At 69.6% G+C, this 13,297-nt stretch carries 8 protein-coding genes; 2 read left to right on the top strand and 6 right to left on the bottom strand.

What is annotated here, in order from left to right:
* Positions 1–90: 90 nt before the first annotated feature.
* Together BLT03_RS08835 and BLT03_RS23840 are read right to left on the bottom strand one after the other, a co-directional pair.
* A complete protein-coding gene (locus tag BLT03_RS08835) occupies positions 91–1,287 on the bottom strand; it encodes an MFS transporter (protein WP_092742530.1) in 1,197 nt (398 codons plus the stop codon).
* Positions 1,288–1,588: 301 nt separating this feature from the next.
* The gene (locus tag BLT03_RS23840) at positions 1,589–1,714 is read right to left on the bottom strand and encodes an IPTL-CTERM sorting domain-containing protein (RefSeq protein WP_139160352.1); all 126 of its coding nucleotides are present in this window, start codon (positions 1,712–1,714) and stop codon (positions 1,589–1,591) included.
* 103 nt (positions 1,715–1,817) lie between these two features.
* On the opposite strand from BLT03_RS23840, the gene uvrA reads away from it, so the two are divergent.
* Entirely contained in the window at positions 1,818–4,928 is a 3,111-nt protein-coding gene (uvrA, locus tag BLT03_RS08840; RefSeq protein ID WP_271466267.1) for an excinuclease ABC subunit UvrA, read from the top strand.
* Between the two features lie 254 nt (positions 4,929–5,182).
* Here uvrA and BLT03_RS08845 read toward each other — a convergent pair whose 3' ends face one another.
* The 3 genes from BLT03_RS08845 to BLT03_RS08855 form a co-directional block, all read right to left on the bottom strand.
* On the bottom strand, positions 5,183–6,634 hold the full coding sequence (locus BLT03_RS08845; RefSeq protein WP_092742533.1) for a DUF1501 domain-containing protein: 1,452 nt from the start codon (positions 6,632–6,634) through the stop codon (positions 5,183–5,185).
* A 29-nt stretch (positions 6,635–6,663) separates the two neighbouring features.
* Positions 6,664–8,559 carry a DUF1800 domain-containing protein gene (locus tag BLT03_RS08850; protein WP_092742535.1) on the bottom strand — a complete coding sequence of 632 codons (1,896 nt, stop codon included), beginning with the start codon at positions 8,557–8,559 and terminating at the stop codon, positions 6,664–6,666.
* A 256-nt stretch (positions 8,560–8,815) separates the two neighbouring features.
* Positions 8,816–9,811: an alpha/beta hydrolase gene (locus BLT03_RS08855; RefSeq protein WP_245711293.1), complete on the bottom strand. Its 996-nt coding sequence runs from the start codon at positions 9,809–9,811 to the stop codon at positions 8,816–8,818.
* A 206-nt stretch (positions 9,812–10,017) separates the two neighbouring features.
* Here BLT03_RS08855 and BLT03_RS08860 point away from each other — a divergent pair, with 206 nt between their 5' ends.
* The gene (locus BLT03_RS08860; protein WP_092742539.1) at positions 10,018–11,172 is read left to right on the top strand and encodes a serine hydrolase domain-containing protein; all 1,155 of its coding nucleotides are present in this window, start codon (positions 10,018–10,020) and stop codon (positions 11,170–11,172) included.
* Between the two features lie 70 nt (positions 11,173–11,242).
* On the opposite strand, the gene BLT03_RS08865 is transcribed toward BLT03_RS08860, so the two are convergent.
* Positions 11,243–13,213, bottom strand: a complete 1,971-nt coding sequence (locus BLT03_RS08865) for a methyl-accepting chemotaxis protein (protein ID WP_092742541.1) — start codon at positions 13,211–13,213, stop codon at positions 11,243–11,245.
* Positions 13,214–13,297 lie beyond the last annotated feature (84 nt).

Here is a 13,297-nt window from a genome sequence, read left to right on the forward strand (position 1 = left end):
GAGCGCGGTGATGCGCCGTGCTCTGCGCCTCACGTGATCAGAACAAAGCAGGGCCTTGGCAGGCTCGCTGCGAATGCCCTGCGCCGGGGTTCAGTGCCCCTGCGCCGCGCCCGCAGCGTCACGCCCCACAGGCCGCAGGCCCCAACTGGCGGCCAGCCACACCGCGCACAGCAGCGCCGTCACGGCAAAGAGCTGCGGCGTGCCGGCCCACTTGACCAGTGCGCCGCCCAGCGCGCCCCCGGCGAACAGACCCAGCGACTGCAGCGTGTTGTAGGTGCCCAGGGCCGCACCGCGCAGCGGCGCCGGTGCCATGCGCGAGACCAGGCTGGGCTGGCTGGCTTCCAGCGCATTGAAGCCGCAAAAGAACACGAACAGCAGCAATCCCAGCACCCACAGTGCGGAAGTGCCCCCGGCCGCGGCCACGCCGCCCAGGCCGAGCTGCACCAGCAGCACCAGGCCGATGGCCGCCAACAGCGATTCGCGCAGGTAGCCGCGCCGCTCCAGCGCGAACAGTCCGCCCATCATGGCGAAAGACAGCACGACGGCGGGCAGGTAGACATGCCAGTGCTCGGCCTTCGGCAGGCCAGCCTGCACCAGCAGCGCGGGCACGGCCACCCACATGGCCATCTGCACCGTGTGCAGCACGAAAACGCCCAGGTTCAGGCGCAGCAGGTCGGCATGGCGCCACACCTCGGCCAGCCGCCCGCGCGGCGCATCGGCATGGCGCACAGGCTCGGGCGGCACCACCCACAGCACGACGGCGATGCCGGCCAGCGCCAGCGCGCAGGTCAGCTCGAACAGCCCCGGCAGCCCGAAGCGGGCCGCCAGCGGCGGACTGGCCACCAGCGCCACGGCGAACATCAGCCCGATGCTGCCGCCCACCAGCGCCATCGCCTTGGTGCGCACGGCATCGCGCGTCTGGTCGGCCAGCAGCGCGGTCACGGCAGCTGAAACCGCCCCGGCGCCCTGCAGCGCGCGGCCCGCGAGCAGCCCGGTCAATGAATCGGCCAGCGCCGCCAGCAGACTGCCGGCCGCGAACACCAGCAGGCCCAGCACGATCACGCGCTTGCGCCCGAAGCGGTCGGACGCCATGCCCAGCGGCAGTTGCAGCACCGCCTGCGTGAGGCCGTAGATGCCCATGGCCAGGCCGACGAGCGCGGGATCGTCGCCGCCCGGGTATTTGCGCGCTTCGAGCGCGAACACGGGCAGCACGAGGAACAGCCCCAGCATGCGCAGCGCGAAGATCAGCGCCAGCGCGAGGCTGGAGCGGCGCTCCAGCGGCGTCATGACGGTGGCGGAAGGGGACGGTGGCGCGGCGGCGCCAGCAAGAGTGGGGGATGAGTCCGGCACGGTGGTGCGCTATGGGCCAAGCAAAACCGCGATTCTCGCCCATCGCCCCCCTTCGGCACGGGGGCACCGCAGGCAGCCAGCGTGGATGCCGCCCGATACATGGGTCAAATAGTGCTCCAGCGCACGATTGATATGGGATGGTAGCTATTAAAAATATAGCAAATTCCGCAAAGAGGCTTTTGGAGTCCTGTCACCTCGCGCCCGGATCGAACGATGGCTTGCGCCGTTTTCGGAGAACTCAGGCTTTCCCAGGACGGCGCTTTCGCCAAACCACCAAATCCAGCAAGGCCGACAGCAGCGCCAGGGCCCATGGCGCATCCATCGGAACGCCCGTGGCGTTGATCGCCGCGGGATCGAGAGCCACTGCGAAAGGAACTTAACAAGCCAGAAAAAAGCGGGCGGAGTCTTCGCAGCCGCAGTGGCGTCCCTGATCGTTCGCTGTACGCCCGTGCGGGCCGTGGCCTATCATGGCCGGTTTACCTGCCAACGCCGCGCCCACCGTGAACCCGTCTTCCGATCTGCCCCCAGACACCGATGCCACGCCTCCCGCCCGCTACCTGGGCGCTGCGCTGCGCGAGCAGCGCATCAGCATCCGCGGGGCGCGCACGCACAACCTCAAGAACATCGACCTGGACATCCCGCGCAATCAGCTCGTGGTGATCACCGGGCTGTCGGGCTCGGGCAAGTCGAGCCTGGCGTTCGACACGCTCTATGCCGAGGGGCAGCGCCGCTATGTGGAAAGCCTGTCGGCCTATGCGCGGCAATTTCTTGGCCGGCTGGACAAGCCCGACGTCGATTTGATCGAGGGCCTGTCGCCCGCGATTTCCATCGAGCAAAAGGCCACCAGCCATAACCCGCGTTCCACCGTGGGCACGGTGACCGAGATCCACGACTACCTGCGCCTGCTGTACGCGCGAGCTGGCACGCCCTACTGCCCATACCACGGCCTGCCGCTGGCCGCCCAGACCGTGAGCCAGATGGTGGACACGGTGCTCGCCCTGCCCGAAGACACCCGCCTGATGGTGCTGGCCCCGGTCGCACGCGACAAGAAGGGCGAATTCACCGAGCTCTTCTCGCAGATGCAGGCGCTGGGCTACGTGCGCTTTCGGGTGGACGGCACCATCTACGAATACGAAAGCCTGCCGCAGCTCAAGAAGACCGAAAAACACGACGTGGACGTGGTGATCGATCGCCTGAAGGTGCGCGCCGAGATGCAGCAGCGCCTGGCCGAGAGTTTCGAGGCGGCCCTGCGCGTGGGCGGCATCGAGGGCAATGGCCGCGTGCTGGCGCTGGAGATGGATGGCGGCAAGGAGCACCTTTTTTCCAGCAAATTCGCCTGCCCCGTGTGCAGCTACTCGCTGGCCGAACTGGAGCCACGCCTTTTCTCGTTCAACTCGCCCATGGGTGCGTGCCCGGCCTGCGACGGCATCGGGCAGCAGGAGGTGTTCGATCCGGCGCGCGTGGTGGCGTTTCCGTCCCTGAGCCTGGCCAGTGGTGCCATCAAGGGTTGGGACCGCCGCAACGGCTACTACTTCGCCATGCTGGAAAGCCTGGCCAAACACTACCGTTTCGATGTGGACGCACCGTTCGAATCGCTGCCCGAACCGGTGCAGCGGGCTGTGTTGAATGGTTCGGGCGAGGAAGAGATCGCCTTCAGCTACATCATGGACAGCGGTCCATCCAAGGGCAAGGCCGTCGTCAAGAAGCATCCTTTCGAAGGCATCCTGCCCAACATGGCGCGGCGCTACCGCGAAACCGACTCGGTCGTCGTGCGCGAAGAACTCACGCGCTACCGCAGCACCCAGCCCTGCCCCGAATGCCACGGCGCGCGGTTGCGGCTGGAGGCGCGCCACGTGAAGGTGGGCGAGGGCGAACAGGCCCGTGCCATCTACGAAGTGAGCCACGCCACGCTGGCCGACGCGCATGCCTGGTTTGCGCACCTAAAACTCACCGGCGCCAAGGCCGAGATCGCCGACAAGGTCGTGCGCGAGATCGGCACGCGCCTCACCTTTCTGAACGACGTGGGGCTGAACTATCTGAGCCTGGACCGCAGCGCCGAAACGCTTTCGGGCGGCGAGGCGCAGCGCATCCGCCTGGCCAGCCAGATCGGCTCGGGCCTCACCGGCGTGATGTATGTGCTCGACGAGCCCAGCATCGGCCTGCACCAGCGCGACAACGACCGCCTCATCGCCACGCTGCAGCACCTGCGCGACATCGGCAACAGCGTCATCGTGGTCGAGCACGACGAAGACATGATGCGCGCCGCCGACCACGTGATCGACATGGGCCCCGGCGCCGGCGTGCACGGCGGCCGGGTGATGGCGCAAGGCACCTACGACCAGGTGCGCGACCACCCCGACTCGCTCACCGGACAATACCTGTCGGGCACCCTGAGCATTCCCGTGCCGGCGCGCCGCACACCGTGGCTGCCCGTGATGGCCGACACCGTCGTCGCCCCGGAGCCGGCGAAGAAGGGCAAATCGCGCTTTCCCGAAACCGAGGCCAGCAAGCGCCGCGCGGAGCAGCGCGCCGAGCGCCAGGCCGAGCACCGCGCCACCCAGGGCCGGCTGCAGGCCCTGCGCGTAGTGGGCGCCACGGGCCACAGCCTGAAGAACGTGAGCGTGGAGTTCCCCGTGGGCCTGCTCACCTGCGTGACCGGCGTGTCGGGTTCGGGCAAGAGCACGCTCGTCAACGACACGCTTTACGCCGCCGTGGCGCGCCAGCTGTACCGCGCGCACGACGAACCCGCGCCGCACGACTCCATCGAGGGCATGGAGTATTTCGACAAGGTCATCAACGTCGACCAGAGCCCCATCGGCCGCACGCCACGCAGCAACCCCGCCACCTACACCGGCCTGTTCACGCCCATCCGCGAACTGATGGCCGAGGTGAACACCGCCAAGGAGCGCGGCTACGGCCCCGGGCGCTTCAGCTTCAACGTGGCCGGCGGCCGCTGCGAGGCCTGCCAGGGCGATGGCGTGGTGAAGGTGGAGATGCACTTTCTGCCCGACGTGTACGTGCCGTGCGACATCTGCCATGGCCAGCGCTACAACCGCGAAACGCTCGAAGTGCTGTGGAAGGGCAAGAACATCGCGCAGATCCTCGACCTCACCGTCGAAGACGCCTTCGCCTTCTTCAAGGACGTGCCCACCATCGCCCGCAAGCTGCAGACGCTGCTGGACGTGGGCCTGTCGTACATCCGCCTGGGCCAGGCCGCCACCACGCTCTCGGGCGGCGAGGCACAGCGCGTGAAGCTCGCGCAGGAGCTGTCCAAGCGCGACACCGGCCGCACGCTCTACATCCTGGACGAGCCCACCACCGGGCTGCACTTCGCCGACATTGACCTGCTGCTGAAAGTGCTGCACCAGCTGCGCGACGCGGGCAACACCATCGTCGTGATCGAGCACAACCTGGACGTCATCAAGACGGCCGACTGGATCGTCGACATGGGCCCCGAAGGCGGCGCGGGCGGCGGCACCGTAGTGGGTGAAGGCACGCCTGAGGAACTGGCCGCCAATCCGGCGAGCCACACCGGGCGGTACCTCGCACGGTACTTGCCATCAATCTCCAAGGGTTGACCGAAGGGACGTTATTTTGGTGGCGAATAAGCCATTCTGATCGGCGCCAGACGCCGGTTCAGCCCCCGGAATCCGCGGTTCTAAAAACAACCGCCAATGGACGGGGAGGTCCCATGAATCAAGGGATGGTCAAGGCGGATCAGGAGCGGCTGCGGGCGCAACTGGAATGCGCGAACCTCACGCAGCCGCTGGGTCGCACCATCCGGCATTGAACGCCAGCAGTGGTGAGGCGCATCCAACCACTGCGTCGGCCATCACCCCAAAAACCCCAGATTCACCGGATACGCCGACCCGCCGAAATTCCCCAGCCGTGGCAGTACGCCCGTCATCTCCGTGCCCGCCACGCCGAACCACCGCGCCATCGTGGCGGCGTACTGGTCCACCGCCGTGCTGGGCAGCAGGCGGCCCTGGCCGACGTGCCATTGGTCTTCGCTGCCGGTGCCGTTGCCCACGCTGACGGGCGGCGGCGTGCCGTAGAACGCTGCACCGCGCACAGCGCCGCCGACCACGAAGTGGTGGCTGCCCCAGCCGTGGTCGGAGCCGTCGCCGTTGGAGGTGAGCGTGCGGCCGAAGTCCGAGGCGGTGAAGGCGGTCACTTTGTCGGCCACGCCGAGTTCCACGGTGGCGTTGTAGAACGCGGTCATGGCGCTGCTGACTCGGTCCATCAGCACGGTCTGGCTCGAGACGAGGTTGTCGTGCAGGTCGAAGCCGCCCAGCGACACGAAGAACACCTGGCGCTTGGTGCCCAGCGCGCCGCGCGCGCCGATGAGCCTTGCCACCACCTTGAGCTGGTCGGCCAGCGAATTGCCGGTGGGAAAGGGCGTGGAAACGCCGGCCCCCGAGAGCGCGGCGGAAATCTGCCCTTCCGAGCCGATGGAGCGCTGCGTCACGCGGGCGTATTCGGCCTCCATCGCGTGGGCGCTGGCGGCCTGCACGAGCTCGCTCAGCACGCCGCGCACCGCGCTCGATCCATAGACATTGCTTTTCACCCCGTTAATGGGCACGGCGCCGCTGGTGCTGATCTGGTACTGCAGTGCCTGGTCGCCCGACAGGAACACCGCGTTGCCGCTCGCCGAGATGCAGGTGAACAGCGAATTAGTGTTGGCCGACAGCGCCAGATCGCCCAGGTTGCCGCCCCAGCCGACGGTGGAGCCTTCGGCGCCCTGCGACTGCCACACCGACTGCTGGTCGTTGTGTGAAAAGAGCTTCGGGGGCAGCGGGTAGTTGCGGCGGTCGGCACTGGCGTATTGCGCTCGCGTGAGCGGCACGACCAGCGGGCCCACGTTCAGCTGCACGGCGGCGCGGCCGCTGTTGAAAAGGCCGGCCATGCCGGTCATGGAGGGGTGCAGCGCGTATTGCAGGCCGGCAGCGAGGGCGCTGGCGGGCTGCAGCACGGTGTTGCCGAGGGCGCTGCGGCCGAGCGCGATGCCGCCTGCCGAGCCATCTGCGCCGCCGCCGCGGATGGCCGCGTACTGCGCGTAGCGGCTGCTGTCGTAGGGCACGACGGTGTTGGCGTAGTCGTTGCCGCCGTACAGGAAGACGCAGACGAGCGCCTTGTAGTCGTTGGCTTCGAACGCGGCGGCCTCGCCCAATGCAGCCAGGTTGAGGGCGAACGGCAGCGCCGTGCCGGTGGCGGCCAGTTGGGCCGAGCGCCGCAGGAAGGCGCGGCGCGTGTGGCGGGAGGGATCGATGAAGGAGGTGGGCATGGGCGTGTTCCGTGGGCGGTGGGCGGCGGTCACTTCTGCACGAGGTATTCGGGGCTGGCCATCACCAGCAGCACGGCCGCGGCAACGCGGTTGAGCTTGACGGCGGCGGTGCTGCCCGCGGTGACAGGCGTGGTGTTCAGCGCGGCGGCGATGCGGCCCTGCGTGGCGGCGGACACCTGGCCTGCGGACAGCAGCAGCGCGGTCTTGCGCACCAGGGCCGTGGCGTCGGCCACCAGCGGCAGCAGGTTGGCATAGGTGCAGGCGATGTCATAGCCGTTGGCGGCGTTGCTGGCGCTTTGCGGCAGGTCGGGCGCGTTCACGAAGATGCCGTTGCGGATCGCGTTCTGCATGAAGTTCAGGTAGCCGCTCACGCTCGTCTCGTTGACGATCTGGAACTCCGGCGCCACCTGACCGTTGGTCGCCATGGCGGTGGCCGGCGGCACGTAGCCAGGGCGAAAGAAGTTGAACACCGACCCCGCCCGCATCGGGCTTTGCCCCAGCCGGGTGGCCGGATCGCTCAGGTCGCCGATCTTCCAGCTGCCCTGCGCGGAGCGCAGCTCGAACGTGCGGCCCCATTGCACGAAGCGCACCATGGGCTCGCGCAGGCGGCCGAACTGCGGGTTCGACAGCCCCGTGGCGCTGCGCGCTTCGGCATCGAGCAGCACGGCCGCCACCACGGCGCGCAGGTCGCCGCGGGTGCCGCTGCCGTTGTTGGCGAACGCCGCCGCCACGCGCGCCACGTAGGCGGGGCTGGGGTTGCTGGTCACCAGGCGCTGGATCAGCTGGCGGCCGATGAAGGGGCCGACATTGGGGTGGTTGAAGAGCGTGTCCAGCGCGGTCTTCAGCGCTGCGTCGCCGGGCGTTCCGGCGCCGATGGTGATGCCCAGGAAGGTCGCGGCCAGCGTGGAATGCCGGCTGGCGGTCAGCACCATCGGCAAGCGGGCCTGCTGCGGGCTGGGCACCGTGCTGCTGCCCACGGTGGTGGGCTGGTTCTGGCTGCGGTCGTAGTCGTAGCCGGTGAACACGCGTGCCAGATTGCTCACGTCGGCCGCGGTGTAGCTCTCCAGCCGGTTGCCGCTGCCGTCGCGCTGCTCGGTGCCGTCGGCGTTGAGCTGGTACAGCCCCAGCGTGAAGAGCTGCATGACCTCGCGGGCATAGTTCTCGTCCGGCTGGCGGCCGGTGCGGGCGTCTTCCTTCTGGTTGCCGCGCGTGTTCAGGTAGACACCCATGGCCGGGTTCAGCGTCACAGCCTCCAGCAGCGCACGGAAATTGCCCAGCGCATGCGCGTTGAGCACATCCCAGTAGCCCGCCGCGAGAAAGGCGTTCCAGGTCTGGTCCAGACCGTTGAGCGAAACGACCATGATTTCCGACAGGGCCAGCGCCACGCGCTTGCGCACCGCATCGCCCGCGGTGAACAACTGGCTCCACAGCATGTAGTCGGCCGGGTACGCCGCGTTGTACAGCCGCGTGTCCGCGTTGGCGATGCCGTAGCCGCGCTGCATAAGCCATTCCGTGCCGGTGGTGCCGATGGGCTGGGCGAACTGCTCGCCCAGCCAGGCGGCGTAGCCTCGGCTGCGCACCGCGGCAATGGCTTCGTCGGTGGCCGAGAACTGCGCCTGCAGCAGAAAGCGCGCGGCTTCTTCGTCGGTGGCGGGTGCGTCCACCGCGCCGGTACTGCCGCCGGACGGCGCGGGGCTGGGAGCCGGTGCCGGGCTGCCGCCGGCAGGGGGTGGGTTGGTGGGGCTGCTGTCTTCGCCGCCGCCTCCTCCGCAGGCGGCCAGCAGTGCGCTGGCGAGCGCGGCAGCGCCCAGGGCGGAGGGATGGGCGACAAGAGCAGGAGCGGGAGCGGGCTCGGGGGCCGCCGAAGGATCGGCCGGGCGGTCGAGGTCGGTGGCGGGGGCAGGGGCCGCGGGGGTCAGCATCATGGGCGTCTTTCCCGGGCGAGCGGGAGCGGGGCGGATGGGGACACGGAGCGCCGCCGTGGCGTGTAAACGGCGGCAGCGCGCGAGGGCAGGAAGCTGTTGTGAACGGCACGCCCGAGCGTTTCGATGACAGGCGGATGCAGCTGTTACATCCGGTCTGTGTCCGGTTGTTACCGGATCCCATCAGCTGCTCTACCGTTCCGGCGAACTTGCACGACACGCCTGAGCACGGCGGAACGTCCCCGGTTTCGGCCGATGTTCAGCGCCCCAGCCTTGTCGCTACGCCCCGGTCCAGCGACGCCATGAACGCTTCCACGGCACGGGTGTAGCAGCTGTCCTGCCCCAGCGTGCCGTTGATGTCGGCGTGCGACAGCGCTTGCGGCAGCACCTCGGCCCGCCCGCCGGCCGCCTGCACGTGATCCGCCATGCGCCTGGCTTGCTGGCACGGGCGATCTGGACGCCGCGTGGAGCACACGAACTGGAACGGCGCCGCGCCCGGCACCCATTGGTCGTAGGGCGAAAGCGCGGCCCATTGGGCGGGGTCGGTGCCGAAAGCCTCGTCGTACAGCGCGGCGTGCGGTGCCTTCATGAGCGTGGGCAGGTCCAGCACCGCGCTGTCCAGCGACACCGCGCCCAGCCAAGGCACCGCCCCATGGCGATCTGCCAGCGCCGGCTGCGCGTTCAAGAGGGACACCAGGTGCGCCCCCGCCGAATGGCCCATCAGGATGGTCTTGCGGCTGTCGGCGCCCCATTGCGCAGCCTTTTGCTGCACCGCGGCCAGGGCGGCGGCCACGTCGTGCGCCTGCAGCGCCACCCCGGTGGCCGGCAGCAGGCGGTAGTTGACGGACACCAGCACGAAACCCCGCGGCACCCAGCGCGCCACCTTCGCCTGCACCACGCGGTGCGCATCCTTGTCGCCCGTGCGCCAGCCGCCGCCGTGCACCAGGAAGATCACCGGCGAGCGCTCGCTGTGAGCGTCTGGCCGCGCGGGGGGCGGCGGCAAATACACGTCCATGCGCTGCAATGGGTCGGGCCCGTAGGGCACGTCGGCCAGGCGCTGCACGCCCTCCGGCAGCTTCGTCGACAGGCTGCGTGCGTCTTCCTGCAGAAACCCGGCGGCGGCCGGGGCCTGCGCCTGAGCGGCGGCGGGCAGTGTGGCGGCGCAGGCCAGCAGCACTCCTGCGAAGGTCATGCGGCGCCACGCGCTGGGCGACCGGCGAAGGCGCTGCGGGGAAAAAGTCGGGCGTGCGGTCATGGCATCGGGCTCCAGCGGTCGGTTGGGGGCGGGCGCGAAGGAAGATCGCCGCGCTCTTGGCCCGAGGATGGCGGGCCTGTGTTAACCCATGACGAACCTCGATCGCGAACGATCCGTTGCCGCGCCGAACCCACCATCCGGCCCGGCGCGGCGGTCTCGGGGTCTGATCAGGCGCTAATCTCCGGGGGGATCGCATCGAAGGCCCCATGCCATACCCCACCCCCACTACCCCGGCGAAGTTTGTGCGCACCCTGTGCGGCGTTGCCCTGCTGCTGCTCGCCAGCGCCTGCACGGCGGTCAGGCCGGCGGCCAGCCCGCCCCCGTCGTCATCGCCATCGCCATCCACCGCTTTCCCCGGCGCATCGTGGGAAGCCACACCCGAGGCAGAACAGGCGCCGGCCTGCCGCCGCGATCTCGACGCCACGCATGAATACCTTCGCACGCTGGACACCACCGCGCTGATGGCCGTGCAGGACGGCCGCGTGCTGCTGGCGCACGGCCCGGTGGAGGCGGTGAGCATCGTGTTCTCGGTGCGCAAGAGCGTGCTGGCGATGCTGTACGGCAAGTACGTGGCCAGCGGGGCCATCGACCTGGACCGCACGCTGGCCGACCTGAACATCGACGACACGGGCGGCCTGCTGCCGATCGAACGGCAGGCGACCGTGCGCGACCTGCTCACCGCGCGGTCGGGCGTCTACCACGCAGCCGCCAACGGGGGCGACGACGCGGTGGCCGCGCCGGCGCGCGGCTCGCAGGTGCCGGGCCGCTACTTCCTCTACAACAACTGGGACTTCAACGCCGCAGGCACCGCCTTCGAGCGCATGACGGGGCGCGGCATCTACCAGGCCTTCGCGGACGATCTGGCCACGCCGCTGCAGCTCGAGGATTTCGACCCCACGCGCCACGTGCGCAGCGGCGATGCCCGGCGATCGGAGCACCTGGCCTACCCCTTCTTTCTATCGACGCGCGACATGGCCCGGCTGGGCCTCCTGATGCAGCAGCAGGGGCGCTGGCGCGGGCAACAGCTCGTTCCGGCCGACTGGGTGGCGCAGATCACGCAGCAGACGACGCCGGCGTCGGCCATGCACCCGGCGCACACCGCGCGGCGCGACTTCGGTTACGGCTACCTGTGGTGGTTGCTGGAAGAGCCGCCGGGCTCGCCGCTGAGCGGCGCCTACATGGCCTGGGGCGTGCACGGCCAGTACATCCTGGTCGTGCCCAAGCGGCAACTGGTGATCGCGCACAAGCGCCAAGTGCCCGTGGCGGGCGACTGGAACGTGAGCTGGGTCGGGCCGAAAGCGTTTCTGCACGCCGCGCGCCTGCTCGCTGCCGCGCCCTGCCGGGCCGGCGACGCGCCCTGAGCGAGAACTGCACCCTGCAGGGCCTTTGAATGAAAAAGGCCTCCAGCGCAATCAACACGCCGGCAGGTAGCTATTGAATTGATAGCATGCCGTTCGAATGGGCCGCGCTGTCGCCGGCTCCGAGCCGGAACGCGCCCGCGGCCTGCACCAGTTCCTGGGCCTGCGCGCGCAGGCTGTTGGCGGCCGCGGCCATTTCCTCGACCAGCGCGGCGTTCTGCTGCGTGGCCTGGTCCATCTGGGTGACGGCCTCGCCGACCTGCGACACGCCCAGCGACTGCTCGTGGCTGGCCGCGCTGATCTCGCCCATGATGTCCGTCACGCGGCGGATGGCGGTGACCACGTCGGCCATGGTGCTGCCGGCCTGGTCCGCCAGGGCGCTGCCCTGCGACACCCGCTCCACGCTGGCGCCGATGAGGGCCTTGATCTCCTTGGCCGCCTCGGCGCTGCGGCCGGCCAGGCTGCGCACCTCGCCGGCCACCACGGCAAAGCCCCGGCCCTGCTCGCCGGCCCGCGCGGCTTCCACGGCGGCGTTCAGCGCCAGGATGTTGGTCTGAAACGCGATGCCGTCGATCACGCCGATGATGTCGCCGATCTTGCGCGACGCGGCGTGGATGCCCTGCATGGTCTCCACCACCCGCGCCACCACGTCGCCACCCTGCACGGCCACGGTGCTGGCGTGTTCGGCGAGCTGGTTGGCCTGGCGGGCGCTGTCGGCGTTCTGGCGCACGGTGGCGGTCATCTGCTCCATGGAGGCCGCGGTTTCCTCCAGCGCGCTGGCCTGCGCTTCGGTGCGGGCCGACAGGTCCATGTTGCCCTGGGCGATCTCCGCGCTGGCCGTGGCCACGCCTTCGGAGCCGCCGCGCACCTGCGCCACCATGGGCTTGAGGCGCGCACGCATCTGCTGCTGCGCGGCGATGAGCCGGCCCACCTCGTTGCTGCCGTGGGCGGTGTCTTCGCCGCTCAGGTCGCCGCCGGCCACGGCGCTCGCCAGGTCCACCGCCAGGGCCAGCGGCCGCGTGATCGAGCGCACGAAGACCACCGCCAGCCCGCCCGCGAGGGCCAGCGCCAGGGCCATCGCCAGCGCGGCCACGCCCAGGGCGCGCTGGTGGCGCGCGACGCGCTGCTGCAGCGCGGCATCCAGGCTGGACATGGCCGTGGCGTTCAGGGCGCTCAGCGCTTCGATGGTGGCCGACAGGTCGTCGAAATAGTCCTTGGCGGGCAGCGTGATTCCGGTGGCCTTGAGCAGCCCCCGGTCCGCCAGGCCGCGCGAGGCGGCCACGCGCTGGCGCACGGCCGACACCTGCGCGCCCAGCGCCCGCTGCAGGGCGGCATCGCCCGCCATGGCGCGGTCGAAGTTGCGGAAGGTGCTGTCCTCCAGCTCGCCCACGCGCTGCTGCAGCGCCTGCAGCGAGCCCTTGCCTTCGGGCGGCAGGCTGGCCCGCGCCAGATAGCCGGCGCCCTGTCCGCGCAGCAGCCCGATCTTTTCACCGAGCAGCGGGGCATGGACCAGCGTGGCCTGGATCAGGTCCTGCGTGGCGCCGTCGGGGTCGGTCTGAAATCCGTAGGCGTGCAGCAGCTCTTCGCTCACGCGCAGCAGATCGGCCACCAGTTGCGTGTGTTGCGCCAGGGCCTGCGCCGAGGTCAGCGTGCGCGCCGCCACGGCCTGCTCCAGCGTGCGCCATGCCTGGCCCGCGTCGGCCCAGGCCTTCACCTGCGCTGCAGGGGCCGAGGCGGCCGCGAGTTGCCGCTCGGCCTCGGCCAGGGCCTTGTTCATCGCATCGCGCACCGCGGGCCGCCGGGCGCCCAGCACCTCGTCGCCGTTGAGCATGGCGGCCGACAGGCCCCGGTGCACCTGCAACCACTGCGCCGCCTGGTTGACCGAAGTCAGCGCGGGCGCCCCGGCGCTCTCGTGGCGGGCGTCGGCGATCTCCTGCAGCGCGCCCCGCACGTACAGCCCGGTGGGCAGTGCGCACATCAGCACGGCGATGGCGCCGAGGATCAGGAATTTCTGCAGCAGGCTGAAGCGATGGAGGAGGTTCATTTCGTGTAAGAAAATGTGTGTTTTCTCGATATAGCAAGACATGTGCCGCAGGGCAACACCGCTCGTCACATGGGCACAGAAAAC

This window comes from Paracidovorax valerianellae (genome assembly GCF_900102625.1).
GTDB classification, from domain to species: Bacteria; Pseudomonadota; Gammaproteobacteria; order Burkholderiales; family Burkholderiaceae_C; genus Paracidovorax; species Paracidovorax valerianellae.

Excerpts from the sequence above, each read along its gene's own strand:
- BLT03_RS08835 (WP_092742530.1), bottom strand. The coding sequence starts at position 1,287 with ATGACGCCGCTGGAGCGCCGCTCCAGCCTCGCGCTGGCGCTGATCTTC.
- uvrA (WP_271466267.1), top strand. The coding sequence starts at position 1,818 with ATGGCCGGTTTACCTGCCAACGCCGCGCCCACCGTGAACCCGTCTTCC.
- BLT03_RS08845 (WP_092742533.1), bottom strand. The coding sequence starts at position 6,634 with ATGCCCACCTCCTTCATCGATCCCTCCCGCCACACGCGCCGCGCCTTC.
- BLT03_RS08850 (WP_092742535.1), bottom strand. The coding sequence starts at position 8,559 with ATGATGCTGACCCCCGCGGCCCCTGCCCCCGCCACCGACCTCGACCGC.
- BLT03_RS08855 (WP_245711293.1), bottom strand. The coding sequence starts at position 9,811 with ATGACCGCACGCCCGACTTTTTCCCCGCAGCGCCTTCGCCGGTCGCCC.
- BLT03_RS08860 (WP_092742539.1), top strand. The coding sequence starts at position 10,018 with ATGCCATACCCCACCCCCACTACCCCGGCGAAGTTTGTGCGCACCCTG.
- BLT03_RS08865 (WP_092742541.1), bottom strand. The coding sequence starts at position 13,213 with ATGAACCTCCTCCATCGCTTCAGCCTGCTGCAGAAATTCCTGATCCTC.